Genomic DNA, 25,595 nt, shown 5'->3' on the forward strand with positions numbered 1-25,595 from the left:
CTGTGTGGAACGGGCGGAATAACGCAGGCTTGCAGACGTTGTCGGCGCGTATCAAGCGGGATTGCATCCATGACCATGCGCGCCATTCTTGCCGGAATTGCAATAAGCTCCCTGTCCGTTTCGGCGGTTCCTCATGATCGTGATCCGCCCGAACCTTCGCGCGCGCAGGAGCGGCTGGAACGCGAACAGGACCGCGCAGCCCAGCGCGCCGAGGAACGCGCCGCGCGGTTCGAGGCCGATCGTGCGCGGATCGAGGAACGAGCGGTGCGCGAACCGGCCAAGGCCGCCGAAGACCTTCAGAAGCTCGATGCGGATCGCGTGAAGGAGGAGGTCAAGGCCGCAGAGGACGCCGAGAAGGCCGAGGTTGACTACGAAAAGGACCTTGCTGATGATGCCGAGGATGCGCTCGAAGATGCTGCGAAGTTAGCCGAGAAGGCCGACTCCAGCGGCGAGAGCGAGTATGGCAGCAGTGTCGAGATGCGCGACCTTGCCGATGGCGAGCGCGCCGAGCATGACGAGCGCGGCTACCCCGTGCGGCGCGGAGAGGTTTTCGCACTCGACATGCCCGAACCCGCGCTGGCGCAGTTGCAACGCGCAGGGTTCAAGATCATCGAGCGGGTCCGGTTCGAAGCGCTCGATCGCGACATGCTGCGGCTCGCCGCGCCCGATGGCGTCAGCGCAACGGCGGCGCGCGACCAGTTGCGCGCCCTCGCTCCCGGCGCCACGGTCGATCTCGTCCACTATTACGGACTGGACCTGACCGCTGGTTCGAAGCCCCACAAGACCCGCGAGAAAGCGATGCCCTCGCGGTCGAACAACACATTTGCCGTCGGCGTGATCGACACCGCTATTGCGCCGCACAAGGCGCTGGCTGCGGCTAGGATCGTGGCGTGGAGCGATGGCGCTTCTGCGCAGGCTCCCGCCATGCACGGCACTGCAGTTGCTTCGCTCCTGGCCACGGCCGGACGGCCGACGATCTACAACGCCAACATCTTTCGTGGGCCAGCGGACCGGCCCTACACCTCGGCCGAAGTCATCGCCTCGGCGCTGGCCTGGACTCTGCGTCAGGACGTGCCGGTCATAAACATGAGCATTGCCGGTCCGCGCAATGCCATCCTCGACCGGCTGATCCGCGATGCCGTCGCCTCGGGCAGGGTCGTGGTCGCCGCGGCCGGAAACGGAGGCCCGACCGCTCCGCCGTCGTACCCCGCTGCCGTGCCGGGGGTGATTGCGGTGACTGCTGTCGACAAGGATCGCCGCGTCTATCGTCTCGCCCAGCGCGGGCGCCACATCGCGGTGGCGGCCTATGGTGTCGACGTGGTTGCTGCCGATGTCAGGAGCAATTTTGCCCGTTTCACAGGAACGTCGTTTGCCACACCCGTCATCTCGGCCTGGCTTGCCCGGTGCAGGGCAAACGGCACGACCACTGCCGCGTGCGGGCACCAGCTGAAGGACGCCGCGAAAGATCTGGGCGCCAAGGGGTTTGACGAAATCTACGGTTTTGGTCTCGTCGAGTGATCGCCCGACTTCAGGACCCGTCGGTAATCAGCGTGCCGCCGTCCACGACAAGATTGTGACCCGTGACAAAGGCGCCTGCCGGAGACGCAAGGAAAACGGCAGCGCCTGCGACTTCGGCAACGGTGCCGGGGCGGCGGAGCGGGGTCATCGCCATGCGGCGGGCCATGAAGGCGGCATCATCAAGCAGGGGCTGCGACAGTTCGGTGGCGATGAAGCCGGGAGAAATCGCGTTGACGCGCACGCCTTGCGGCCCCCATTCAACCGCGAGATTGCGGGCGAGCTGGGCAACGCCCGCCTTGGCCAGAGCATAGGTGTTGATCCGGCCATTGCCGCGCAGCGAGGAAAGGCTCGCCATCAGCACTGCCGCGCCGCCGCCTGAAGCTGCGATGTGGGGCAGGGCAAGGTTGCACAGGACGACCTGGCTGCGCAGGTTGATCGCCATGACGCGGGCGTAGTCGTCCATGTCGGCATCCGCAAAGGGGCCGGGCTTGCCGGTGATGCCAGCGTTGCAGACCAGAATGTCGATGCCGCCGAGCGTGTCGAGCGTGAAATCAACGAGAGATTTCTGCGCTATGTCGTCCGCCACATCACAAGCAAGGCCGGGCATCTTGAGTTCCGCCGCGACGCGCGCGGTGTCGACAACATCCTCGCTGGAAATCACCACGCGAGCGCCTTGCGCAATCAGCGCTTCGGCAACGGCGCGGCCGATGCCGCGGGTGGATCCGGTGACGATGGCTCTCTTGCCCGACAGGTCGAACATCAGCGCGGCTTGTCCTCGGGCAGTGGCTGTCCGTTGTGGGTGTATGCGGGCGCCTCAATCAGGACGAAGGCGATGCGGCAGACCTTGTCCGTTGTGTTGCGCCACAAGTGGTTAGTGCCGCGTTGGATGATGATCCCACCCTTGCCGATAGTGCGCTTGGCGCCGTCGTCCAGTTCCAGTTCGACCTCGCCTTCAAGGACAATGCCGTAGTCGATCGAGTTGGTGCGGTGCATCGGGCTTTCCTTGCCCGGCAGCATGTCGACGATGCGGATGACCGAACCGCCCTCCAGCGTGAGGCCGGCCTCGCGGTGGCGACCGTCGGTTTCGTCGTTGTTGTCGGCCGGGACCGTCGCCGTGGTCCAGATCAGCAGGAACGAGGCATCGCCCGATGGGATCATCTTCGTGGGAGTGATGTCTTCTGACTTGAATATGGCGCGCCCATTGGCGTCATGGCCTGTCACCACGCGCTGGATGGGGGGGAGGCCGGAATCCGAAAGGATTTGATCGGGCATTGGCGGGACTCCGGTTTTCAGAGGAAGCGGACAGGTTCGGCAAGCAGGTGCCGAGTCTCAGATGGTGCAATCACCGTATCTGCCAGTGCGGCGAGTGCTTCAACGCAGGCCGGGATGTCAGCGTTGGCATCAAGGCCAATCTCGTCGAATTGCTCGTAAGGGAAAACGCCATCGGCTATGCGGGCGCGGTTGGTGACTACGCCACGGACGCCTGGACGCGTGGCAAACCCGGCCAAAGTGCTCGCCCAGGCGGCGAGATCGAAATCGCCTATGTCGCGGAACACGAAAAGCTTGGCTTCAGCCTGATCTGCGCCCGGAGCGACTTCGCATTCTTCTGCGAAGAGGGCGACCGATCCGGCAAGCTCGCGGAAGTTGTCCTCATCGGGGCCGACGCGATTCTGATAGGCTTCGCTGGCCTTGGAAGCGACCATGTCTGCAATCGCAGCGAAGCGGATCACGGTGATAGCGTCGCGCTCGTCCAACGCAGGGGTGGCAGCGCAATCGAGGGTATAGTGATGGACGTAGCTTGCGAACTTGCCCGAAACTTGCGGTTCGGCCACGACCATCGGGCCGTGGATTGTCTCAAGATGACGGCGCAGCCCGGCTCGGTCGAGGCCCGCGCGGGTACGGGGCAGGATCACCAGCTTCACCGGGCCGGACAGGGGAGCTTCAACCACGGATCACCTTCTGTTCGATTGCACCGAACGGGGCACGCCCGCTTGGATCCACTGCTTCCATGCGTACCGTATCGCCGAACCGCATGAACGGCGTTTTTGCCTCGCCTAGGTCGAGCACTTCGATGCCGCGTCGCTCGGCAATGCACGATGATCCGATCTCGCGGAAGTTGGTATTGGAGACTGTGCCCGATCCAATCACCGTGCCGGCGACGAGGTCGCGGGTGCGGGCGGCGTGGGCGACGAGTTCGTGGAAGCCTTGGCCCATAGGTTCGCCATTGGCGGCACCGAAGCGTTGCCCGTTCCAGTCGACATTGAGGTTGAGGCAGACGCGCCCGTTGTGCCAGTTTTCGCCCAACTCCTCGGGCGTCACCGCAAACGGCGCCATGCCGCAGGGGGGCTTGGCCTGAATCCAGCCGAAGCCGGTCTTCATTTCGGGCCCTGCCAATGCGCGCAGTGACCAATCGTTGATCTGGACGATCAGGCGGATGTGCCCCATTGCTTCGGCGGCGCTCGTCCCCATCGGAACGGCATCGACGATCACGCCGAATTCGCCCTCGAAATCGATGTCTAGCGCCTCGTCGGGGAACTTCACTTGGTCTGTGGGACCGTAAAACTTGTCGGACGTACCCTGATACATCAGTGGCAGGTCAGTCTTGGGCTTGGTGATGCCGAGGACCGCGTCCATCAGGTCTCCATGGCTCTGGAAGGCCGAGCCATCAAGCCACTGCCACGCGCGGGGTAGGGGAGCCATGATCGCCGCAGGATCGAGCGGTTCGGGGAAGTCATCGATCGCTCGCAGGGCCAGTTCGACCTCGGTCCATGCCTCGAGCGCCTGCTGCAGCGTGGCGGCTGGCGCCGACATACAAGCCGCGCCATCGGGCGAGACGACGACGAGCCGACCGTCCTTCGATCCATCACGCAATGTGGCAAGACGCATATGGTTCTTTCCCCCGCAGCTCGTTGATCCTGCCGTTAGGCAGGGCGCTTGAACAGGACAAAGGCATTCGGTCGATAGGCTTGCATCGATACAATGCGATGGTCGCGACCCGGAGCGTGTTGCAATGGGCTGCTCCATTGCAAACAGCCTGACGCTGCAGGAGCGCAAGGACATCGAGCTCGCCCAGGCGAAGGTGCGGAAGTTCGCGCAGATCCAGCGCGCCAGCATCACCGAGGTTGAGGTCGAGACGATGCCGGGCGTGGTGCTGTTCATCGCCTCGGACGCTTCGGCGCTGATGACCGGAACAAGCCTCGTCATCGGCGGCGGCGGATGGACCGCGGAATAGGAGTATAAACGATGTTTGAACCGTTTCCCGGAAACTACGTCTGGAACCTCGGGCTCAACCTCGCGCTGATTGCGGGGGGCAACCATGGCGAGTTGGACGAAGTTTGTCGCCCGGTGCGCGAAGCCGCGAAGGCCGGTGCCGATGCTGGCTCCGCCCAGTTGTTCGATAGCTGGATCGCAGTGGCAGATCAGGTCACGCGCAACGCCGAGTGGGACGAGGTCGAGGGATTTCTGCTCTCGGCTGGTACGAAGTACCTGCGCGCTTCCGGCTATTACCTCGGCGCCGAGCGCCTTCAGAGCCGCGACTACGCACCCCGCTGGGCGGCCTATGACAAGGGGCTGCAACTCTATCACAAGGGTTGCGCCCTGCGCGGCCTGCATGTCGAGAAGGTGGAGATTCCCTACGAAGGATCGAGCTATCCGGCGATCTTCGTCCACGACGGGAGCGGAACGCCGCGTCCCACCCTTGTCTCGGTCAATGGGCTGGACTCGATGAAGGAGCAGGTTGCCATGGCAGGGCATGGGGCGGTCAATCTCGAGCGGGGCATGAACACCCTGTTCCTAGACCAGCCCGGCACTGGCGAGGCGATCCGCAAGCGCAATCTGCCAGCGATATTCGATGCCGAACGCTGGGGCAGCCCGGCGTTTGACTACCTGCTGACACGCAGCGACGTGATCCACTCGCAGATCGGCATCTTCGGGCTGTCGTTCGGCGGCTATCACGCGCCGCGCATTGCCGCGAATGACCCGCGCTACGCGTTGTGCGCGGTGATGGGAGCCAACCACGTCTGGGGCCAGCGCCAACGCGAGCGTGTGGCAAACGAAGGCGAGAACCCCGTGCCGCATTATTGGGACCATGTGATGTGGGTGTTCGGGATCGACAGCCAGCAGGCGTTCCTCGACTATGCCGACCAGATCACGCTCGATGGGCAGGTCGAGAAGATCCGCGTGCCGTTCCTGATCACCCATGGCGAAAACGATCGCCAGATTCCCGCCTACAACGCGCAGATGTCCTACGATCAGGCAGTCAACAGCCCGAAGCGCACCTTGCGCATCTTTACCAAGGCGGATTTCGAAGTGGAGCACTGCGGGGCAGACAACGGTACTGCCATGCGCGATTACATCGCCGACTGGTGCGCGCAGACCTTTGCCGAGATGGCCGGGAACAAGGGCTGAGGGTGTGGCCGAGTTCACTTTCCACCATGGTGGCGTGTCGGTTCCCTCGCATGACGATGCCATAGCTTGATAAGGTCAGGTGCTCGGCTTTGAAGTGGAAAAGCGCTTCTACATCGAAGCCGCCCGCAGCCACACGGCCATTGTGCGCGAAGGGTTCGGCGAGGACTGTTTCATCCGCTGTTGCGCGGGAAACTTGATAGATTTCGTGGAAGTGGCGCACGACTGCCGTCCGCCCTTGCCCCATCGCGTGCACGGGGGCTAGCAGAGGGCATGAGCTATCCCACTGCCATGGCAGATCCGCCCGTAACAGCGAAGCAGCGCGCGGCTCAGGAGCGCTGCGACGCAATGGTCCGTCATGCCCGGACCCAGATCATGGCAGTGGGCGTGGACCGCTTCAGCGTCAATGAAGTGCTGCGTCTTGCAGGTGGTTCGAAGGCGACACTGGCCAAGTACTTTGGGGATCGCAACGGCCTGATTGCCGCGGCCATCCGCGAGGAAGCGCTCTGCGCCATGGCAGGCCTGAATCTCGACGGCGATCAGGCTCGCGCCGAGCCGCTGGACAATGCGCTTGCGCGGGCGCTCTCGGGCGTGCTGCGCTTTTACCTGACGCCGGGGTCGTTAGCCCTCTATCGCGCGGTAATCAGCGCGGCGACTGGTTCAAACGGCGCAGCGGAGGCATTCTACCTCCACGGTCATCGCGTGATCGTCGCGGCGATCGCGGCACTGATGGAGTCGCGCAAGCCGCATGAGGTGCGGACCGATCTCGATAGTGCGGACGTCGCAGATCAATTGCTGCATGCCATCCGCGCCGGAGCTTATGAGCAGGCCCTGATCGGTCTTGATGCTACTGTCGACGATGCTGCCATAGCAGCGCGGATTACGGCCACGCTTTCGCTTGTCTTGCCGTCGATCGGAACGGCACGCAGCGCTTGATCCGGCATCGCATCTCAAATATGTACCGATGGTACACATAAGGAGGGGTGCATGATGAGCTTTCTGCGCAACGCGTGGTACATGGCGGGTTGGTCAGATGAAGTCGGGGCAACGGGCCTTGCGCGCAAGATCATCGACAAGCCGGTGTTCCTGTTCCGCAAGGCTGATGGAACCGTTGCGGCCTTGCTCGATCGCTGCCCGCACCGCTTTGCGCCTTTGTCCAGGGGCACGCGTGAAGGCGACACGGTGGTCTGCGGCTATCACGGCCTGTCGTTTTCGGCAGAGGGGAAGTGCATGCGCAATCCCTTCGGTGAGCGCGTGCCCGCAGGTTCCGACATCCCGGCATTCGTGGTGGCCGAACGCGACGGGATCGTCTGGCTGTGGGCCGGAGCGGCAGACGCGGCCGATGAGGCGCTGATTCCGGATTTCGGCTTCATCCCCGACACGCCGCACAGCCGCACCGTGCGCGGCTACACGCTGATGCAGGCAAATTACGAATACGGGACCGATAATCTGCTCGACCTCTCGCACATCGAGTTCGTCCACAAGGGCACGTTTGCCGGGCAAGGCGTGATCTTTGCGGGCGAGCACGCGGTGCAGGTGGAGGGAGAGACGCTGCACTCCAACTGGTGGATGCCCAACATCGCGCCGCCATCCGTGGCGCAGGGCGTGTTCCCGCCGGAAGCCAAGGTCGATCACTGGCTGGACATGCGCTGGAACGCGCCGGCTTCGATGCGGCTCAATGTCGGGGTTACGCCGCATGGTGCAGGACGTGAGGCCGGTTTCGAGGTGCCGCAGGCCCATATCCTGACTCCTGCCAGTGAGCACACGACGCACTACTTTTGGTCATCGACCCGCTTCAACGATCTCGAAAACCCCGAAGTCGATGCAATGCTGCTGGCGCTGTTCGGTGAAGCCTTCGACCTTGAGGACAAGCCAATGATCGAAGCGGCTTATGCCAACGTGCGCGACAATCTCGAGGCGGGCGGGGATTTCTGGAAGGAAAGGCCGCTGTCGCTTGGTATCGACCAGGGAGGCACCCGCGCGCGACGCTTGCTGGAACGGATGATATCGCGCGAGCAGCTGGCGGGGTAACCGCAGCCTGCCGCAAGCGCCTCAGATCGCGTGTTCGTCCTCTTGCGTCAGGTTCGCGAGGTCGCCGGTGATCGGCTGCTTCCCGGGCTTGGCGCGGCGGTAGGGTTCAAAGCTCTTGCGGTCATGGTCGAACGTCATGTCCCAGGGGATGTCGTCGCCCCGGAAGATCGCGGGCGCGTTGTGCGACCACAGCAGCGAGCCGAACTTGAAGTCCCACGCACGCGGCACCCAGTTGTCGTCCACGTAATCGGTGTCGGCGTGATACTCCGCCTCGCCGGCATGGCCGGGCATTTCGCAATAGAAGTAGATCGCCGACGAGATGCGGTGGCGGGAGATGCCACCACTGGTGTTCATCGTCGTGTTCTTCCAGCCCTTGTTGTCCATGATGTTCGCACCAAGCATCACTTCGTCGATGTCGTCGCAGCCGAAGGCGATATGCATGAACTTGAAGTGATCGGGTGCGATCGGCAGGTCGCAGTTTACCCAGAAGATCGAATGGTGCTCGAACGTGCCGCCCGCGCGGGCGAAGATGCCTGTGCCTTTGGAATGGTCGATGTAGCGGAAGCCGAGGTGGCGTTCGTAGAACTCGAAGCTGCCAACGTAGTCGGGGCTGAAGAACACCACATGGTTGATCGTCTTGGGAACGGCCTTCTTGCGCCAGATGCGGTGCTGGTTGAAGCGCGGCCAGCTTGACGGCGTGTTGACCGGGCTGGCCTCCGACACCACCGGGCGCTTGTTCCACACGCGCAGGGCGATGGGCTGCCCATCGGGGCAGACGCAGCGCACGGTGCCATCGGCATCGCGCAACACCTGCACCTCGGTCGCGAGGCTCGCAGCGATTGTCTCAAGGTTTTCGGCCGTATCGATGCCCCAGACGGTTTCCTTGATGCCGTCGCCAGCGAAGGGATCGGGCGCCGGCAGTCGGGCATCGCCGTTTACCAGGAGGATCACCCTGCTGCCCGACTGCAGGCGGAACACCGCTTCGTGCTCGCTCTCACTCTCCAGCGGCAGGCCGAAATCGGTCCAGAAGCGGACGTTTTCGGCCATGTCGCTCACTCCAAAGACGACGCTTTGGACGCCGAGCACGGCACTGGTCTGGGCAAGTGGCATGGGATCTCCCGGAATGTTCTCAGGAGACCGTCATGCCCAAGGCGAGCCCAGCGCGGAAACGCAAGTTTCCGGACCCTTGCTATCGACCGTACCGATGGATCGGTCCGGCTCTACGCTGCGGCTTCGGCAAGCGGGGCCGGGTCTGCGGGGTGGTAGTGCAACTGGTCGGGCCGGGCGTAGGTGACGTCCCAGTTGGGTTCGCCCTTCATGAAATCGGGCAGGTTGGTCATGTAAATCGCGGTGCCGAATGCGCCGTCCCAGATGCGCGGTCGCCAGCCATCGTCGACGCAGTCACAGTCCGCGCCATACTCGGCCTCACCGCCTGCCGGGCAAGGGACATACAGGAACGCTGCCGATGTCAGGCGATGCCGACCGAAGCCCCAGTTCCAGTCGCCGTAAGTGTAGCCTCGCCGGTCGAGATAGTTCTTCGCGACCATGAGTTCGTCGATGTCCTCGACTTCCCAGTTGGCGTGGTGGAACTTCAGCGTCCCGTCGAAACCCGGCATCGGCGCGTGGGCATCGGCGAGGAAGACGTTGTGGTGCTCGTAGCAGCCATCCGCACGCATGTAGACGCCGAAGCCCTTCTGCATGTCGGTGATGCGGAAGCCGAGCGCATCGCGATAGAAATCGACCGCCGCCTGCACGTCGGGGAAGGTCCAGACGCAGTGGTGGGTGCGCTTTGGCACGGCGCGATCGATCCACTTGCGCGGCTGGTTGAGCCGGGCGATGCGGCCGACAGTGTTCTGTGGTGTGGGGGCACCGAACACCGCGCGCGGCTGCCAGACCTGAAGTCCGATCGCCTGGCCGAACGGTGTGACGAAGTGGACAATGCCTTCCTCGTCGGTCGAAAGATCGACGCGCGGCGCAAGCCGCGCCTTCAGCCGGGCCATGCCGTCTTCGCTATCGACCGCCCAGATGCATTCGTGAACCCCGCGACGGGTCTGAACCGAACCGACAGGCAAGCGCGGATGGCCTGACTTGAGAAACAGCGATTGTGAACCGTCTGCCGCCTCGAACAGCGCTGAAGTCTGATCCTGCGCGACAAGCGAAAGGCCGAAGTCGGTGAAGAAGCGCACGCATGCCGGCAAGTCCTCCACCATCCAGGTCAGCCGTCTTATCCCGATAATTGCCATGCAAGGTCTCCCGTAACTGCGGGAAACGTTCTGCAATGGGTCACACCGGCACTTCTTGACATGGCGCAAATATCTACCATGAATTGTTTCAAGATAAATCCATTTACAAAATTGATGGCAAAACGTGTCACTTCGAAATACTGGTCGACGTTGTCGAGAATCCTGTCCTGCATCTGGATGATCAGGAAAGGGCCGTTTTCGGACTGGTTCATCATCAGCATCGGCAGCACCGTCATGCTCATGCCGAAGTGCAACTGATCGAACGGCTGCACGTATGGAATTCGATCACGCTGAAGACTGAATCAGACCAGTTCAAATCAGCGTTGCGGGTGGTTCATCCGGTACTCGACCTCGATCTCGTCACGTTCGACCGATGAGCCGTGCGTCAGCGGAACAACATTGGCTGAGGTTTCCGTGCCAGCAATGGCTGCTGCCTGAAGTCGCTCTACTACCCAGCGCAGGGCGCGGTCGTTGTTGTTGGCGATGTTCCACTGAACCGTCTCACGGATCGGCGGAATGTCGAACGGAATCTCGCGCAGGACCAGCGGCATGTTGCGCACCACGCGTTCAGCCATACGCCGGTGCAGGGTGGCGATGCGACGAGTGCCGACGATCAGGCCGGGCAGGGAAAGGAACGATGGCGCGACGACTTCGATCCGCCGCTGCTGCTTCTGGCGGCGCACGAACCAATCCTCGAAGGCCGGGACGCGCGCCTTGCCGAACCGGGCAGTAACATGGCCCAGGCTGAAATAGAGGTCGCGCGTCATGGGACCGGCCATCGCCGGATTGCTCCTGTCGCCGACAACGACATAATCGTCCTGAAACAGCAGCTGTGTCGGGTGATCCGACGATACGGCCAGATCGATGGTCAGCAGCAGGTCGACATAGCCGCGCTCCACCGCTTCGATCGGAGTGTCGTTCATGGGCTGGATCTCGAAACGCAGGCCCGGCGCGTCCCGTTCGAGATCGGCGAGGACTTCTGCCAGAAGGACTTCGGTGGAATAGTCCGACGCCATGATCCGGATCGTGCGTTCGGCCGTGGCCGGATCGAATGGCGGTGCGACGGAAACCGTCGTGCGGATTTGTTCAAGCACCGAGCGAACTGGTTCGATCAGTTCCTCGGCCCGCGCGGTAAGGATCATGTTGCGACCTTTGACGACGAGAAGCTCGTCGCCGAAATATTCGCGCAAGCGGCCCAAGGCGCTCGATGTCGCAGATTGCGAAAGGCAAAGCCGGTCGGCTGCGAGGCTGACGCTGCGCTCGGTCAGCAGCGCATCGAGCGCCACCAGCAGATTGAGGTCAAGCCTTCCGAACCGCATCGCCATCTCCGCCGCGCCTCAGATGGTAGCAAGCGCGTTGGAAACGAGCATAGCTGAATTGCCGTCATGCGCAAAACCGGCGCGGAATGCGGCAGGCGTTTCGAGCGGCGGCTGGCTGGCAAAGGCCGCTTCGAGTGCGGCATCAGGGGCATAGGTGACGAGGTCCGACGAGACGCCGCACTGACGGGCGATCTCGGCCGCAAGTTCACCCATCGAGACGCGCAGGGCAGGAAGCGTGACAGAGCGTGTAGGGGGCAGCAAGGCGCTGTCGAGATCGAGCGCATGGACAAAGTTTGCGGCACACTGGCGCACCGATTGCGCCCAGATCATGCCCGCCTCCGAGACCGGACAGGTGAAAGTCTCACCCGCCTTCAACGCATGGAACAGGTCGGACATGAAGGCCGATTTCATGCCCGATGGTCCCTTGGGCCGGGCAAGGATGCCCGGCAGGCGAATGGTCACGCCATCGATAAGCCCACGGTTGGAGAACATCGCCACCGCATCCTCCATCATCGCCTTGTGTCCGCCGTAGATCATTTTCGGGCTGAGCGGGGTGTCATCGTCAACCAGCGCGGGCAGAGGATCACCGAATACCGCGATGGAACTGGCATAGACTACGCGCAGGCCGGGATTGATTGCGCCTGTCTCAAGCAGCAGGTCGTACATCGCATCTACGTTGATCAGGCGCGAGGCGAGAGGGTCTGCCTCTGCCGCGCCACCCGGGACCGTGGCAAGGTGGACGAGTGCGTCGCACCCGTCCACCAGCGCCTCGCGGCGCACAGCGACATCACCAAGATCGCCCGCTATCGCGCGCGCCCCTCCCGGAATGCCGCTCGCCTGCGTATCAATGCCGATGACGTGATGGCCCGCTGCCAGCAGCTTCAGGACAAGTTCGCGCCCAACAAAGCCGCCCGCGCCAGTTACCACCACGTTCATCGTCACGTCTCACCTCAGAAGTTGCCCGACAGGCGCAGGCCGTAGGTGCGCGGTGCCGAGAAGTGACCAACCGCAACGCCGATCGGCGCGGCCTGCGGCGCAAGATTGCGACGCTTGTCCTCGATGTTGCGGACAAACCCGGTCAGCGCCCAGGTTCCGTCCGCATCGCGCAAGGTGAGCGAGGCATCGGTCGTCCAGTAAGCCGGGATACGCTCGAAATCGAGGTATTCAAAGGCTCCCCACTGCGCATCACGCCACGCGGTATCGACATTTGCCACGAGTTCGAGGCTGTCGCCCACCGCCACGACCTGCTCACCGCTGAGGTTCAGCGTCCACTTCGGGCTGAACAGCAGCGGGTTGCCCGAGCAGTTGAAGTCCTTGACCGGCGCACCGCCAGCCGTCGCACCAGTGAAAGTGAATGGGCAACCGAAGTTGTCGCGCGGTGCAGCAGTGAACAGGTGGAGGTCATCATACTTTGAATCGAGGTACTGGACCTTGGCCCCAAGGGTCGTGCCCGAGGTTGGCTTGACCACCAGATCCACGTCAAAGCCCTTGATCGAGGACTTGCCCGCATTCTCGTTCGAATTGATTAGCGTGCCCGAGGTGTCCACCGTGAAATACGTGATCTGCTGGTCACGATACTTCCAGATGAACCCTTCGAGGTTCAGCTGAACGTGGTTGTCGAAAAAGCGGTTCTTCGATCCGATGGTGTAGGAAGTGATGTATTCAGGCTTGTAGCTGGTCCTGCTCTCGGTCATCTGCAGACCGCCTGCGCGGTACCCGCTTTCAACCGTCGCATAGACGAGATTGTCCGGCGTGACGTCGTATTCGGCAGAGGCCTTCCACGTCACGCGCGAGTAGCCCCGGGTGTCCTTAACTGGCTTGTAGGTCTTGAGGATCGCCCCCACGCCGTTGAGGAGCGGAAACACCTGGACGTTGGGTTGATCGGTGCTCGTGGCGGAGATCCAGTTGTTGGCCTTGAGCCAGTTGATCGTGTCAACCGTGTTCAGGAAGTTCGGATAATGCGGCATCGCGCCAGGTGCGGCGCAGCCCCGGCCGAACGAAGCGGGCGGTGTGACCAGTGCCGGCGGCGGACCGCCGCAGAATGTGATGAAGTTGGTGATCAGACCGTCGATGGACTTCTTGTCATGTGTATAGCGCACCCCCCCGATCAGGCGAAGCTTGTCGGTCACATGCGCAGTCAGCTGGCCGAACCCCGCATAACTGTTGGTCTTGTGCGCATAGTTCAGGATCGGAAGCACGAACTCCTGGTTATACTCGTTGTTCGCCTTGATCTTCTCGTTGAAGTAGAATGCGCCCAGCACATAATCGACCATTCCTGCGCTGCCCGAGAGCCGTGCCTCGAAGCTGGCCTGCTTGACCTTTTCCTTGGTGTGGGCGGTGTTGAAAGCAGGACCGTAAAACAACGAGTCGTCGGTGCTCTCGCGATAGGCCGGGATCACGGTGAGCTTGCCGATGCCGGTCTGCCAGTTCAACTCGGCATTGACGCCAAAGTAGCTGCTGTCCTGCCGCTGGTCGGCATTCATGGGGTTCAGGAACGCGAAGGCCGGTGCAGCAAGGCTGCGCGAGCGGAAGGCATTGGACGCAGGTGAGTTGAAGCCTTCGCTGTCGCCAAGGCCCGACGGGACGAAAGTGTATCCACCAGGACCGGGGATGAAACCGCCGACATAGCTGCCCCCGACACCCTTGCCGCCGACATGCGTATAGTCGGCACCGATGCGCAACGACAGGTCCCGCGATGGCTCGATCAGGAACTGTGCGCGCAGCGACCCGCGACGCGCATCGTCGGTGCCATCGATGTTGTAGCCATCGCGCGTGGTATAGGCCGCGCCCAGGCGCAACGCGCTGTTCTCGCTCACGCCGAGGTTGACATGGGCATCCGTGTCCACTGCCTCGTAATTGCCATAGGACAAGTTGAAGCCCATCGAATTGCGGCCGACTTCCGGGCGAGCCGGAATGATGTTGACCGCGCCGCCAGTCGCGTTGCGGCCATAGAGGATGCCCTGCGGCCCCTTGAGCACTTCGACGCGCGCCAAATCGTAGAACGCCGCGCCAAATACGCCGCCGCCACGCCCCAGGACAACGCCGTCATAGCTTGGCGTAACTGCAGGGTCGTTGTAGCTGCTGTTGGTGACATTGCCGACGCCGCGAATGAAAATCGAGGCGATGTTGCCGCCGACCGACGGCAGCGACAGCGCCGGAACCGCCTTGGTGATGTCGGTTGCGTTGGTGATCCCGCGCGAAACCAGATCGTCGCCCGAAACCGCGTCGATGGCTATCGCGGCTTTTTGCAGCGATTCCTCCTTGCGCTGGGCGGTGACGATGATTTCGGTGATGCCGTCGGCCGCGCCCGCATCTGCCTGCGCTTCTTGCGCGGCGACCGGTGTGGCGATGGCCACGGCAATGAGTGCTGTGGAGCCTAGAAGTACAAGGCGCATTGGTTTCCTCCCCTTGGCGCATGCGTGTTGCTTTGTTGTTGGAGCCGTTAGACCGCCGGTCATGGAACATCCCGCCGTTTGTATGGATGGGTTCCTATCCACAGATCGGATTTGTGCGTGGTGCACCTTTCGCTAGGTCAGGGCGTCATGACACGGGAGAGCATCAGCAGCATTGCCACGGCGCTTGTCGTTGGCGGGGGCATCGGCGGCATGGCCACGGCAATCAGTCTGGCCGAGCGGGGGGTCGCAGTCGACCTGATCGACATTGACCCCGAATGGCGCGTCTATGGGGCGGGGATCACAATCACCGGCCCGACGCTGCGCGCCTACCGGCGGCTTGGCCTGCTCGATGCCATCAAGGCCGAGGGCGCGATCACCAGCAAGACCCGCCTGTTCCGCTTTGATGGCACGCACATGCTCGATCTGGATGAGCCTGTAATCGAGGAAGGATTGCCCGCTACGGGTGGCATAATGCGTCCGGTGCTGCATCGCATCATGCAGGCCCGCGTGCGCGAACTGGCGATTCCGGTGCGCCTCGGGCTCACCGTCAATGCGCTCGAAAACGCGGAGCAGGGCGTCGACGTGCGCTTTTCCGATGGCACCGAGCGGCGTTACGATCTGGTCGTCGGCGCCGACAGCGTATTCTCGCGGGTGCGCGATCTGGCCTTCCCCCACATGGGTCCCGCGCAGCCAACGGGGCAGGGGTGCTGGCGCATCTCGATCGCCAAGCCGCCCGGCCTCGATGCGGGCGAGTTCTTCCTCGGCCACGCCAACCCATGCGGCATAACCGCCTGCGCGCCGGATACGGTCTACATGTGGATGCTCACCCCGCACGAGGAGCGTGAGAGCCATATGGACGAGGAGGAACTCTTCGTCACGCTCAAGTCCCTGCTCGCCGATTTCGGCGGCAATGCCGGCTGGATCCGCGACAACATGACGCGCGAGGACTGGATCAACTACCGCCCGCTTGCCGCAGTGCTGCAGCCCGGGGACTGGTTCAACGGCCGTATCGTCCTGCTCGGTGACGCCGTCCACGCTACGACCCCGCATCTCGCCTCGGGCGCGGGCATGGCCGTGGAAAGCGGCATCGTGCTGGCCGAGGAACTGGCAGGCTCCGGCGACGTCAGGGCCGCGCTGCAGGCCTATCAGGAGCGCCGCTTCGACCGTTGCCGCGATGTCATCGAAACCAGCGTGGCGGTGGGCAAGTTGCAGCTCGAACATGGCGACCCGAAGGTCCACGCCCATATGCTTGAGGGCGCTCTGAGCCGGCTTAACCAGCCGTTCTGACAATATTGGTGCGCGGCGGCTAACAGGCCGTCGTGTCTACAACAATGTCGGCGCCTGCAAGGTGAAGGCCGACGACCTGGTCCCTTCTGCGCGAAACACGCGGGGGCATTCTTGGTCGATGCCGGCGGCTGCCCCTGTGACGGCTGCGATCTTGCCAACAAGCCGGTCAGGCATGGAACGCATCTCCCTTGGCGTGACCGGGCACCAGCCGGGACATCGGCAAGACGGCAAGACCCGCACCGCTCATGTGGCCGAGCATCTTGAAGCCCTTCATCAGCCTGTCCAGATGCATTGCGATGTACCCGAGCCTCGGCCACACCCGACCGCGTCCGTAGGGGGCTTTTCTGTACGTGGGCGTTAGACCTGCCGGGGCGTTTCCCGTGCAATCGACGCAAAAGTACACCGCTCATACGTCGTATTGGATTGGCTACGCGGCTGCCCGCGTATGCGTCCGTCAAGCCATGGTCACTGATATGTCGCTGATCTGTCCCTGAAATTGCACGATGCTGCAACAGCACGGGCCTAGCAGCCACCTCGCCACACCAATGTGGTCTATGAGGGAAATTCACCATGCGTATCGTCGCCGTGCTGCTTGCCAGCACTTCGCTCGTTGCTGCTCCGGCCTTCGCTGCCGAAACCGCCGCTCCGGCCCCTGAAGCCGCTGCGCCCGCTGATTCCGCCGACGCCGAGATCGTCGTGCTCGGATCGGGCCAGACCCGCCAGGTTCAGGAGCTTTCAACTGCAGACCTGACCATCCTCGCCTCGGGCACAAGCCCCTTGAAGGCCATCGAGAAGCTGCCCTCGGTCAACTTCCAGTCGGCCGACGCCTTCGGCAACTACGAATGGTCGACCCGCGTCACCATTCGCGGCTTCAACCAGAACCAGCTCGGCTTCACGCTCGACGGCATTCCGCTGGGCGACATGTCCTACGGCAACAGCAACGGCCTGCACATCAGCCGCGCAATCACCTCGGAAAACATCGGCGTGACCCGCGTTTCGCAGGGCTCGGGCTCGATCGCCACGCAGTCGACCAACAACCTCGGCGGCACGCTCGAGTTCTTCTCGATCGATCCCAAGGACGTGCTCGGCGCCGATGTCAGCGCCTCCTACGGTTCGGCCAACACCTATCGCGGTTTCGCGCGTGTGGCCCTTGGCACCGCAGACGGTCTGCGCGGCTTTGCCTCGGTCCAGTACCAGGACGGTGACAAGTGGAAGGGCGATGGCAAGCAGCGCACGTTCATGGCCAATGCCAAGGCCGTGCTGCCGCTGGGCGGTGCCGACCTCGACGGCTACATCAGCTATTCGGACCGCGCAGAGCAGGACTATCAGGACCTCAGCCTCGAACAGCTGAATCGCCTTGGCTATGACTGGGGCAACTTCGGCCCCGGCAACTACGCCGAAGCCATCCGCGTGGCCGACATTGCCGCCAACCGTGGCGACACCGGCACCACCCCGCTCAACCCGGCAGCCGGCACGACCTACCCGTCACCGATCACCACTGCGGACGATGCCTATTACGACGCCTCGGGCCTGCGCAAGGACACGCTTGCCGCGCTCGGCCTTACCGTGCCTTTCGCCGAAAAGGCCGTGTTCAAGATCAAGGGTTACTACCACGAGAACGACGGCCAGGGCACCTGGGGCAGCCCTTACGTCAACAGCCCGTCGGGCGTGCCGATGGCTCTGCGCACCACCGAATACGACATCAAGCGCAAGGGCGTCTTCGCCTCGATCAGCAACAGCTTCGGCGCGAACAACGTCACCGTTGGCGGCTGGTACGAGAAGAACGACTTCATCCAGTCGCGCAAGTTCTACGGCTATGAGAGCCGCACCAATCCGGGCCGCGATCACCTCGATTTCCAGACGAACCCGTTCTTCACCCAGTGGTCGATCGCGTTCGAGACCGACACGCTGCAGTACTATGTCACCGACGATATCGACCTCGGCGATCTCAAGGTGAACCTTGGCTGGAAGGGCTATTCGGTCGACACCAACGCCTTCTCGCTGGTCAACACCAACAGCCGCGCCACGGGTGATCTCAAGGTCGAGGACTGGTTCCAGCCGCACGTCGGCCTGAACTACAAGTTCGGCAACGGCCTCGAAGCCTTCGCCGGCTTCACCCAGGTCACGCGCGCCTTCCAGGCCTCGACCACCAGCGGTCCGTTCTCGGCCACCCAGGCGGGCTTCGATGCCATCAAGTCCACGATCAAGCCGGAAAGCTCGGACACCTACGAAGCGGGCCTGCGCTACAACAGCGGCATCATCAACGCTTCGCTCGCCGGTTACTACGTCGACTTCCGTGATCGCCTGCTGGTGATCCCGACCTCTGTCGGCATCGTCGGCGCGACCAACGCGCTGCAGAACGTCGGCTCGGTCCGTGCGCTCGGCATCGAAGCGGCGGTGGACCTCAAGCTCCCCGGCGGCTTCGGCGCCTTCGCTTCGTACAGCTACAACGATACGACCTACCGCGACGATGTCGTCATCACCACAGGTGGCGTCACCACGATCCGTGCTACCAAGGGCAAGACCGTGGTCGATACGCCTAAGCATCTGCTGCGCGGCGAACTGTCCTATGACAGCGATACCGTGTTCGGTCGCGTCGGGGTGAACTACATGTCGAAGCGCTACTTCACCTACCTCAACGACAAGGAAGTCCCCGGCCGTGCGCTGGTCGATGCGACCATCGGCTACCGCCTGAACATCGGCCAGCGCCAGCCGGTCGAGCTGCAGCTCAACGCCGTGAACCTGTTCGACAAGCGCTATGTCGCCACGATCGGCTCGAACGGCTTCGGCTTCAGTGGTGACAACCAGACCCTGCTCGCGGCGGCCCCGCGCCAGGTCTTCGTCACGCTCAAGGCGGGCTTCTGATGATGCGCGGCCTTTCGACCGCAAAGGCCCTGATCGCGGGCGTCGTGCTGCTTGGCAGCACGGCGCCCGTCGTCGCAAAGGCCGAACCCGTGCTGCTGATCTCGATCGACGGCCTTCGCCCCGGCGACGTGCTCGAAGCCGAAAAGCGCGGCCTCAAGATCCCGAACCTGCGCCGCTTTCTGGCAGAGGGCACTTACGCCACCGGCGTCATGGGCAACCTGCCGACCGTAACCTATCCCAGCCACACCACGCTGATCACCGGCGTCGCGCCCGCACGCCACGGCATCGTTTCGAACACCACGTTCGATCCGAAGCAGATCAACTACGGCGGGTGGTACTGGTTTGCTGAAGATATCAAGGCACCGACGCTGTGGGATGCCGCCCACGCCGCCGGGCTCTCCACCGCCAACGTCCACTGGCCGGTCAGCGTCGGCGTCAAGTCGCTGACATACAACCTGCCGCAGATCTGGCGCTCTGGCCACGCCGACGACCGCAAGCTCGTCCGCGCCCTCTCGACCGATGGCCTCTACGACGCGCTCGAACACGATTGCGGCGCCTACGCTGATGGCATCGACGAAGGCATTGCGGGCGATGAGACCCGCGCGAAGTTCGCCGTCCGCCTGATAGAGACGAAGAAGCCCGATTTCGTCACCGTCTATCTCGCCGCACTCGATCACGAAGAGCACCTCTTTGGCCCCGGCAGCGCACAGGCCAACGCCGTGCTCGAACGCCTCGATGCCGCAGTCGGCCAGCTCGTCGCCGCCGAACTCGCCGCGCGCCCCGATGCCACCGTCGCCGTTGTCAGCGATCACGGCTTCGTCGGCACGGATACCGAGGTGAACCTGTTCCGTCCGTTCATAGATGCCGGGCTGATCAAGCTCGGACCCGATGGCAAGGTCGCCTCATGGGATGCCATGCCCTGGCCCTCGGGCGGCTCCATCGCCGTCGTCCTCGCCCGCCCGCAAGACCCGGCGCTGACCGGCATGGTCGCCGCTCTGCTCGACAAGCTCGCAGCCGATCCGAAGGCGATGATCGCCAGGGTCGCCACCCGCGCCGAGATCGAAAAGATGGGCGGCAACCCCGAGGCCAGCTTCTACGTCGACCTCAAGCCCGGCGCCCTTGCAGGCAACTTCGCCGCCGACGCGCCCCTCACCAAGCCCTCGCGCTACAAGGGCATGCACGGCTATTTCCCCGCCATGCCCGAAATGCGCTCCACGTTCCTGATCATGGGCAAGGGCGTGGCCAAGGCCCGCAACCTCGGCGAAATCGACATGCGCGCCATCGCCCCGACGCTGGCCGCACGGCTCGGTGTCGCCATGCCTGATGCACAGGTCGCCCCGGTGGCCGTGGCCAGCAAATGATCCGACCGGCACTGTCAGGCGGAGCTTCGCCTGACAGTGCTTGTGCTTGGGCTCAAGGCGAATGGAAAAATGCTGTCGGCGTCAAGGTCAGCAATCCGCCTTTTCGCTCCGAAACCGGACTTTCTGGATACGACGCCATTGCGGAGATTGGAAAGGGCGTTAGGCTCGCCCAATTATGCGCGCTAGCTTCGCTTTTCTCTTGTCAATGTCAGTGTTGACCGGCTGCTCCGAGACCACCAACAAGCCTATAATAGCTACCAAAGATGGACCAAGTCCTGAACTTGTATCCAAAATAGAGACGAGGCTTTCAAGCGATCCATGCCTCGCAACCATAAACACGATGCGGCGTGAATACCGATTTTCAACGAGAGACGGGCGGGTTACTCGCGGCTTGATTGATGTAAAGGTGCAGCCAGCTAGGCTGGATGGACTCCCGGTAGGGAGCTTTATTTTGGGGCCCCAAACATCATTTTCGTTGGATGACAGACCCCATTTCATAGCTTTCGCGACATATCGTATAACAGACGATATGCTGGATTTATGGGCTTGCGGTGAAAACACTGGTTCGGGCTTCCGACACAAACCCGTTTTTTGAACGTCCGCTTTCCACCCGATTGTGTTGAAAAACTGGGCGGTGAGATCGGGACTGGCGCAAGCTTAAGCGCAGCGCAATGTCTTCGCCCCGGCTTACGCGGGGGCTGGGATTGTCGGCATCGGGATCAGCTTGGCCATCTTGCGGAGGTTTTGTGCGGTCGCGGCGAGGAGGAACTCGTCTCTTGCGCCGTTTGGACCTCGCAGGCGCAGACGGTCCATCCTGAGGATGCGCTTGAGGTGCGCGAACAGCATTTCGACCTTCTTGCGCTGGCGGCGCGAGACGAGATAGGCGTCGGTCGTGGCGATATTGCGCGCCAGATCGCGGGCGCCCTCGTGGACGGAACGCAGGATTTTGCGCGCTGGTTGGGTCGGACAACAGCGTGGCTTGAGGGCGCAGGCGTTACAGTCGAGTTTGCTGGCGCGGTAGCGCATCATACCGTCCTCATCGACGAACGGGCGTTCCTCGCGGTAGGCTCTCTGCCTCTGGCGCAGCCGCTTCCCGGCAGGGCAGATGTAGCTGTCGTTCTCGTGGTCGAAGGTGAAGTCCGAACGCTCGAACGTTTCGTCGCGGCGAGTGGACTTGTCGAATACCGGGATGTGCGGCTCGATGCCCCGCTCCTCGACCAGCCAGGACAGGTTCTTTGCATCGCCATAACCAGTGTCACCTGCGAGCCGCTCTGGCCACAGGCCGAAGCGCTCATGCGTCCGATCGATCATACGCCGCTGGGCCGTGACCTCGGCCTGGCGTATTGCTGTGGTCGCCTCGACATCGACAATCACCGCGTGCTGGAGATCGATCAGGTAGTTGGTGGCATAGGCGAAGAAGGCGCGCTCGCGGCTCGCCGCTGTCCAGCGCGCGGTAGGATCGGCCACCGCCAACTGCTTGGGCGGCACCGGGGTTGCTCCGCCGAAGGCGGCATCATCGAGCACGGCCAGATACTCGCGAACGGCATGGCTGGTGACCGCGTCTGGCAAGGCGTCCGCGCTATCGACAGCATGCTGGCGGTTCACATCGGCGCGCACGAGACTACCATCGACCGCGAACCCTTCGCCGCCAACAAGGCCCTCGGCAATGCAGCGCGCCACGGTCGTCTCGAACAGCTGGCGCAGGACGTCACTGTCGCGGAAGCGACCATGACGATTCTTGGAGAAAGTCGAGTGGTCGGGGACATCGCCCTCAAGCCCGAGGCGGCAAAACCAGCGATAGGCCAAGTTTACATGAACCTCCTCGCATAGCCGCCGCTCCGAGCGGATGCCCATGCAATAGCCGATGATCAGCATTCGGATCATCAGTTCTGGATCAACCGAAGGTCGTCCGGTCGAGCTGTAGAATGGCCGAAGATGTTCGCGAATGCCCGACAGGTCTACGAACCGGTCTATCGAGCGGAGCAAATGTTCCGACGGCACATGCCGCTCCAGGTTGAAGCTGTAGAACAGCGCTTCCTGCGCCACCGTTCGCTCGCCCATCATCGGCCGTCTCCGCTTACTCGCCGAGACATAGAATCAATACTTTAGCGCCATTGCAAGGACGAGTTTTTCAACAGAATTCACCCCAAAGCAGCCATCACGCCCCCAGCAACCATTACCCAGAACCCGTCGTCCCGGACTTGATCCGGGACTTGGCTTTTCTTCTTCAGTGTTGGGCACGGGAGTTCGTTCGGAAATCCGCCCACGCTCCCTATTCGTCAATGCTGCGCTTGTAGGTCTCCGGCAGGAACACCAGGCCGATCACGCACGTGGCGGCGGCAACGATCACCGGGTACCAGAAGCCGTGGTAGATGTCCCCGTTGGCCGCGACCATGGCAAAGCCGATGGCAGGCAGCAGCCCGCCCAGCCAGCCATTGCCGATATGATAGGGCAGGCTCATTGAAGTATAGCGGATGCGGCTCGGGAATAGCTCGACCAGCATCGCCGCGATCGGGCCGTAAACCATGGTCACCAGCAGGACGAGGTAGAACAGGATCGCCACGACGAGCTGCTTGTTGATTTCGTCAGGCTCTGCCTTGGCGGGATAGCCAACGGTTTCCAGGTCCGACGTGACCTGCCTGGCAAAAGCGGCAATCGCAGCCTTCTTCTCCTCGCCCGAAACCTTCGCCGGATCGGGCGCGACGATGGTGGTTCCGCCGATCTGGATCGCGGCAATCGTGCCAGCAGGCGCGGCCAAGTTCTCATAGTTCACTGCCGCCTTGGCGAGCGCATTCTTGACGATGTCGCAGCTGGTCGCATCGAACTTGTTCGCGCCAACAGGGTCGAACTGCGATGAACATTCGGCAGGGTCGGCCATGACCTTCACCGGCGCATTGGCCTGCGCATGGGCGAGGTCCGGGTTGGCCGCCCCGGTCAGCGCATGGAACGCGGGGAAGATCGTCAGGGCCGCAAGCGCGCAACCGCTCAGAATGATCTTCTTGCGGCCGATCTTGTCCGAAAGCCAGCCGAAGAACAGGAAGAACGGCGTGGCGCAGGCCAGGGCGATGATGATCAGCGTGTTGGCGGTCAGGCCATCGACCTTGAGCATCTTTTCAAGGAAATACATCGCGTAGAGCTGGCCGGTGTACCAGACCACGGCTTGTCCGGCGATGGCGCCGAAGAACGCGATCAGCACGATCTTCAGGTTCTTCCATTCGCCAAACGCCTCGCCCAGCGGCCGTTTGGACGACGTACCCTCGTCCTTCATCTTCTGGAACACGGGCGATTCATGCAGCTTGAGCCGCAGCCACAGGCCGATGCCAAGGAACAGGCCCGAGAGCAGGTATGGCACGCGCCAGCCCCAGTCCTTGAACGCCTCTTCGCCAACGCCGGTAACGGGCGAGCGCACGAGGATCACGATCAGCAGCGCCATGGCGAGCCCCGCCGTCGCGGTGATCTGGATCCAGCTGGTATAGAGCCCGCGCTTACCTTCCGGTGCATGTTCGGCCACATACGTCGCCGCGCCACCATATTCGCCGCCCAGAGCCAGCCCCTGGAACATGCGCAGTACCACCAGCATTATCGGCGCGGCCACGCCGACGGTCTCATACGTGGGCAGACAGCCGACGAGGAAGGTCGAAAGACCCATGACGAGCAGCGTGACGATGAAGGTGTAGCGCCGGCCGACCATGTCGCCGATGCGCCCGAACACCAGCGCGCCAAACGGGCGCACGATGAAGCCTGCGGCAAAGACCAGCAGCGCCATGATGAACGAGGTCGTCGGGTTCAGCCCGGTCAGGAACTTCGCTGCGATGATCGCGGTGAGCAGCCCATAGAGGTAGAAGTCATACCATTCGAACACCGTGCCGAGCGACGATGCGGTAATGATCAGCTTCTCGCTGTGCGTGGCCCTGTGATGCTTCGGCAAGGCCGAGGGATCATCCGTAGCCGGACCCATGGACATACTCTCTCCCTGTTCTCGCGGGCTCTTCATGCCATGCGATCTGACGCACTGCATTCCGGCCCGAACCGATCGTGCCGGATCACGTCGCCGAGGTCGACAGTATTTCGCGCGCTTTTTGAGGGAGGCCCGACATGGCGCAATTTTCTGCCCGATTTTTGTTATCGCCATAAGGGAAGGGGCACGGCTCCCTGTGGAACCGTACCCCTTCGTCATTCAGTCATTGATCTGAAATCGTTCAGTTCTTGCGTGGTGCAGCCTTGCCCTGCTGCTGCGCCACCTGCTTGATCTGGCCTTCGCCCATCGCCGAGACGACCGCGTTGCCGCTACCGCTGAAGTTGGCGGCGGGCAGCAGGGCCTTCTCGCCGTCGACCTTGACCAGCAGCGAGCGCACCTGACCGCGACCATCGGCGATCACTTCGCGGATCTTGCCGATCTTTTCGCCATCGGGGCCGATCACGTTCATGCCCTTGCTCAGCGAGAATGCGCCATTGGCGGAAGAAGCAAGGCTTCCTGCCAGTGCAAGCGAGCCCGAGCCATAGGAAGCCGCCGCACTGCCAGCGCCGCTTGCCGTCCCACTGGCCATTCCGCTGGCCGAACCTGCAGCATTGCCTGCCATCGCACGGCCGCTGGAGGCCAGCGACCCGGCGGTCTCGGCTCCGCCGCGCACCGCGCCACGCGCCGTGCTGCCAACCTGTCCGGCGGTCGAACGGACCGCATCGGTGCCGATCAGTTGCGCATCGGCGCTGCCTGCAGCCGAACCCGAGCCGCTGGCCGAACCGCTGGTGCCGACCATCCGGCTCGGCGTCGAAAGCGTCTGACCGACGCTTCCGGTCAGCGAGCCATCGGCATTGCCATCGGCGTGGACCTTGCCGCTCTTGCGGTCGACCGACTTGTTGCCCGAGGCGCGGCCCGTACCCTTGACCGTTCCGCGCGTGGTGCTCTCCACGCTGCCCATCGGATCGCCTATGGTGCCACGGCCAATCGTGCCACCGTTCATGGTGCCACCGAGCGTCCCGCCGATCCCGCCGCCCAGCGCACCGCCCAGGCCGCCGCCAGCGCCGCCAAGGATCTGTGCCTGTGCGGCAGGGGCTGCCAGCAGAAGGATCGCGGTCGAAGTTGCCAGAAATGCACGCATCTCGATTTTCCTTTCCTCGAATTGTCCAAGGCGTCTCATCGACTGCCTCTCGAAAGGAAAACGGACCGCGTCA

General features: G+C 62.9%; 21 protein-coding genes. 8 read left to right on the forward strand and 13 right to left on the reverse strand.

Features of this window, described 5'->3' with window-relative positions; translation table 11 throughout:
* Positions 1 to 69: 69 nt before the first annotated feature.
* Positions 70 to 1,518, forward strand: a complete 1,449-nt coding sequence (locus tag IQ25_RS18225) for a S8 family serine peptidase (protein ID WP_246415535.1) — start codon at positions 70 to 72, stop codon at positions 1,516 to 1,518.
* A gap of 10 nt (positions 1,519 to 1,528) precedes the next feature.
* Here IQ25_RS18225 and IQ25_RS18230 read toward each other — a convergent pair whose 3' ends face one another.
* From IQ25_RS18230 to IQ25_RS18245, 4 genes are read right to left on the reverse strand one after another with little or no spacing between them, the layout of a single operon-like run.
* Positions 1,529 to 2,278: an SDR family NAD(P)-dependent oxidoreductase gene (locus tag IQ25_RS18230; RefSeq protein ID WP_144907704.1), complete on the reverse strand. Its 750-nt coding sequence runs from the start codon at positions 2,276 to 2,278 to the stop codon at positions 1,529 to 1,531.
* On the reverse strand, positions 2,278 to 2,790 hold the full coding sequence (locus tag IQ25_RS18235) for a cupin domain-containing protein (protein ID WP_144907705.1): 513 nt from the start codon (positions 2,788 to 2,790) through the stop codon (positions 2,278 to 2,280). The genes IQ25_RS18230 and IQ25_RS18235 overlap by 1 nt, the downstream gene beginning before the upstream one ends.
* 17 nt (positions 2,791 to 2,807) lie before the next feature.
* Complete coding sequence (locus IQ25_RS18240; RefSeq protein ID WP_144907706.1) at positions 2,808 to 3,467, reverse strand: EthD domain-containing protein; 660 nt, start codon at positions 3,465 to 3,467, stop codon at positions 2,808 to 2,810.
* Positions 3,460 to 4,404, reverse strand: coding sequence for a fumarylacetoacetate hydrolase family protein (locus IQ25_RS18245; protein WP_144907707.1), 945 nt, complete (start codon positions 4,402 to 4,404; stop codon positions 3,460 to 3,462). The genes IQ25_RS18240 and IQ25_RS18245 overlap by 8 nt, the downstream gene beginning before the upstream one ends.
* A gap of 124 nt (positions 4,405 to 4,528) precedes the next feature.
* Here IQ25_RS18245 and IQ25_RS21195 point away from each other — a divergent pair, with 124 nt between their 5' ends.
* The 4 genes from IQ25_RS21195 to IQ25_RS18265 all read left to right on the forward strand — a co-directional run bounded on the left by IQ25_RS21195 (position 4,529) and on the right by IQ25_RS18265 (position 7,953).
* Positions 4,529 to 4,750 (forward strand): hypothetical protein, encoded by a 222-nt coding sequence (locus tag IQ25_RS21195; RefSeq protein WP_181447279.1) that lies wholly within the window; start codon positions 4,529 to 4,531, stop codon positions 4,748 to 4,750.
* Between the two features lie 11 nt (positions 4,751 to 4,761).
* Positions 4,762 to 5,925 (forward strand): alpha/beta hydrolase, encoded by a 1,164-nt coding sequence (locus tag IQ25_RS18255; protein WP_144907708.1) that lies wholly within the window; start codon positions 4,762 to 4,764, stop codon positions 5,923 to 5,925.
* A gap of 270 nt (positions 5,926 to 6,195) precedes the next feature.
* Positions 6,196 to 6,858 (forward strand): TetR/AcrR family transcriptional regulator, encoded by a 663-nt coding sequence (locus IQ25_RS18260; protein ID WP_144907709.1) that lies wholly within the window; start codon positions 6,196 to 6,198, stop codon positions 6,856 to 6,858.
* A 51-nt stretch (positions 6,859 to 6,909) separates the two neighbouring features.
* Complete coding sequence (locus tag IQ25_RS18265) at positions 6,910 to 7,953, forward strand: aromatic ring-hydroxylating dioxygenase subunit alpha (RefSeq protein WP_144907710.1); 1,044 nt, start codon at positions 6,910 to 6,912, stop codon at positions 7,951 to 7,953.
* 21 nt (positions 7,954 to 7,974) lie between these two features.
* Here the strand turns inward: IQ25_RS18265 and IQ25_RS18270 are convergent, their stop codons facing one another.
* The 6 genes from IQ25_RS18270 to IQ25_RS18295 form a co-directional block, all read right to left on the reverse strand.
* The gene (locus IQ25_RS18270) at positions 7,975 to 9,063 is read right to left on the reverse strand and encodes a VOC family protein (RefSeq protein ID WP_144907711.1); all 1,089 of its coding nucleotides are present in this window, start codon (positions 9,061 to 9,063) and stop codon (positions 7,975 to 7,977) included.
* A gap of 110 nt (positions 9,064 to 9,173) precedes the next feature.
* A complete protein-coding gene (locus IQ25_RS18275) occupies positions 9,174 to 10,196 on the reverse strand; it encodes a VOC family protein (RefSeq protein WP_144907712.1) in 1,023 nt (340 codons plus the stop codon).
* Positions 10,178 to 10,468 (reverse strand): hypothetical protein, encoded by a 291-nt coding sequence (locus IQ25_RS18280; RefSeq protein ID WP_144907713.1) that lies wholly within the window; start codon positions 10,466 to 10,468, stop codon positions 10,178 to 10,180. The genes IQ25_RS18275 and IQ25_RS18280 overlap by 19 nt, the downstream gene beginning before the upstream one ends.
* Positions 10,469 to 10,513: 45 nt before the next feature.
* Positions 10,514 to 11,521 (reverse strand): LysR family transcriptional regulator, encoded by a 1,008-nt coding sequence (locus tag IQ25_RS18285; RefSeq protein WP_246415536.1) that lies wholly within the window; start codon positions 11,519 to 11,521, stop codon positions 10,514 to 10,516.
* 12 nt (positions 11,522 to 11,533) lie between these two features.
* Positions 11,534 to 12,451, reverse strand: coding sequence for an NAD-dependent epimerase/dehydratase family protein (locus IQ25_RS18290; protein ID WP_144907714.1), 918 nt, complete (start codon positions 12,449 to 12,451; stop codon positions 11,534 to 11,536).
* Between the two features lie 14 nt (positions 12,452 to 12,465).
* Entirely contained in the window at positions 12,466 to 14,910 is a 2,445-nt protein-coding gene (locus IQ25_RS18295) for a TonB-dependent receptor (protein WP_144907715.1), read from the reverse strand.
* 147 nt (positions 14,911 to 15,057) lie between these two features.
* On the opposite strand from IQ25_RS18295, the gene IQ25_RS18300 reads away from it, so the two are divergent.
* From IQ25_RS18300 to IQ25_RS18310, 3 genes are all read left to right on the forward strand, one after another.
* Complete coding sequence (locus IQ25_RS18300; RefSeq protein ID WP_144907716.1) at positions 15,058 to 16,197, forward strand: FAD-dependent monooxygenase; 1,140 nt, start codon at positions 15,058 to 15,060, stop codon at positions 16,195 to 16,197.
* A gap of 570 nt (positions 16,198 to 16,767) precedes the next feature.
* Positions 16,768 to 19,062 (forward strand): TonB-dependent receptor domain-containing protein, encoded by a 2,295-nt coding sequence (locus tag IQ25_RS18305; RefSeq protein ID WP_144907717.1) that lies wholly within the window; start codon positions 16,768 to 16,770, stop codon positions 19,060 to 19,062.
* 2 nt (positions 19,063 to 19,064) lie between these two features.
* Entirely contained in the window at positions 19,065 to 20,423 is a 1,359-nt protein-coding gene (locus IQ25_RS18310) for an alkaline phosphatase family protein (protein WP_144907747.1), read from the forward strand.
* Positions 20,424 to 21,110: 687 nt separating this feature from the next.
* Here IQ25_RS18310 and IQ25_RS18315 read toward each other — a convergent pair.
* The 3 genes from IQ25_RS18315 to IQ25_RS18325 form a co-directional block, all read right to left on the reverse strand.
* Positions 21,111 to 22,487: a transposase gene (locus tag IQ25_RS18315; protein ID WP_144907718.1), complete on the reverse strand. Its 1,377-nt coding sequence runs from the start codon at positions 22,485 to 22,487 to the stop codon at positions 21,111 to 21,113.
* Positions 22,488 to 22,695: 208 nt separating this feature from the next.
* Complete coding sequence (locus IQ25_RS18320; protein WP_144907719.1) at positions 22,696 to 24,387, reverse strand: MFS transporter; 1,692 nt, start codon at positions 24,385 to 24,387, stop codon at positions 22,696 to 22,698.
* 235 nt (positions 24,388 to 24,622) lie between these two features.
* Entirely contained in the window at positions 24,623 to 25,522 is a 900-nt protein-coding gene (locus IQ25_RS18325) for a PRC-barrel domain-containing protein (RefSeq protein ID WP_144907720.1), read from the reverse strand.
* Positions 25,523 to 25,595 lie beyond the last annotated feature (73 nt).

Source organism: Novosphingobium taihuense, assembly GCF_007830315.1.
In the GTDB taxonomy this organism is placed as follows: Bacteria; Pseudomonadota; Alphaproteobacteria; order Sphingomonadales; family Sphingomonadaceae; genus Novosphingobium; species Novosphingobium taihuense.

What these genes read in the sequence shown, in the direction of transcription:
- IQ25_RS18235 (WP_144907705.1), bottom strand. Translation starts at nt 2,790, where the DNA reads ATGCCCGATCAAATCCTTTCGGATTCCGGCCTCCCCCCCATCCAGCGC.
- IQ25_RS21195 (WP_181447279.1), top strand. Translation starts at nt 4,529, where the DNA reads ATGGGCTGCTCCATTGCAAACAGCCTGACGCTGCAGGAGCGCAAGGAC.
- IQ25_RS18295 (WP_144907715.1), bottom strand. Translation starts at nt 14,910, where the DNA reads ATGCGCCTTGTACTTCTAGGCTCCACAGCACTCATTGCCGTGGCCATC.
- IQ25_RS18290 (WP_144907714.1), bottom strand. Translation starts at nt 12,451, where the DNA reads ATGAACGTGGTGGTAACTGGCGCGGGCGGCTTTGTTGGGCGCGAACTT.
- IQ25_RS18225 (WP_246415535.1), top strand. Translation starts at nt 70, where the DNA reads ATGACCATGCGCGCCATTCTTGCCGGAATTGCAATAAGCTCCCTGTCC.
- IQ25_RS18275 (WP_144907712.1), bottom strand. Translation starts at nt 10,196, where the DNA reads ATGGCAATTATCGGGATAAGACGGCTGACCTGGATGGTGGAGGACTTG.
- IQ25_RS18310 (WP_144907747.1), top strand. Translation starts at nt 19,065, where the DNA reads ATGCGCGGCCTTTCGACCGCAAAGGCCCTGATCGCGGGCGTCGTGCTG.
- IQ25_RS18325 (WP_144907720.1), bottom strand. Translation starts at nt 25,522, where the DNA reads ATGCGTGCATTTCTGGCAACTTCGACCGCGATCCTTCTGCTGGCAGCC.
- IQ25_RS18230 (WP_144907704.1), bottom strand. Translation starts at nt 2,278, where the DNA reads ATGTTCGACCTGTCGGGCAAGAGAGCCATCGTCACCGGATCCACCCGC.
- IQ25_RS18315 (WP_144907718.1), bottom strand. Translation starts at nt 22,487, where the DNA reads ATGATGGGCGAGCGAACGGTGGCGCAGGAAGCGCTGTTCTACAGCTTC.
- IQ25_RS18270 (WP_144907711.1), bottom strand. Translation starts at nt 9,063, where the DNA reads ATGCCACTTGCCCAGACCAGTGCCGTGCTCGGCGTCCAAAGCGTCGTC.
- IQ25_RS18300 (WP_144907716.1), top strand. Translation starts at nt 15,058, where the DNA reads ATGACACGGGAGAGCATCAGCAGCATTGCCACGGCGCTTGTCGTTGGC.
- IQ25_RS18305 (WP_144907717.1), top strand. Translation starts at nt 16,768, where the DNA reads ATGCGTATCGTCGCCGTGCTGCTTGCCAGCACTTCGCTCGTTGCTGCT.
- IQ25_RS18255 (WP_144907708.1), top strand. Translation starts at nt 4,762, where the DNA reads ATGTTTGAACCGTTTCCCGGAAACTACGTCTGGAACCTCGGGCTCAAC.
- IQ25_RS18245 (WP_144907707.1), bottom strand. Translation starts at nt 4,404, where the DNA reads ATGCGTCTTGCCACATTGCGTGATGGATCGAAGGACGGTCGGCTCGTC.
- IQ25_RS18320 (WP_144907719.1), bottom strand. Translation starts at nt 24,387, where the DNA reads ATGTCCATGGGTCCGGCTACGGATGATCCCTCGGCCTTGCCGAAGCAT.
- IQ25_RS18265 (WP_144907710.1), top strand. Translation starts at nt 6,910, where the DNA reads ATGATGAGCTTTCTGCGCAACGCGTGGTACATGGCGGGTTGGTCAGAT.
- IQ25_RS18260 (WP_144907709.1), top strand. Translation starts at nt 6,196, where the DNA reads ATGAGCTATCCCACTGCCATGGCAGATCCGCCCGTAACAGCGAAGCAG.
- IQ25_RS18285 (WP_246415536.1), bottom strand. Translation starts at nt 11,521, where the DNA reads ATGGCGATGCGGTTCGGAAGGCTTGACCTCAATCTGCTGGTGGCGCTC.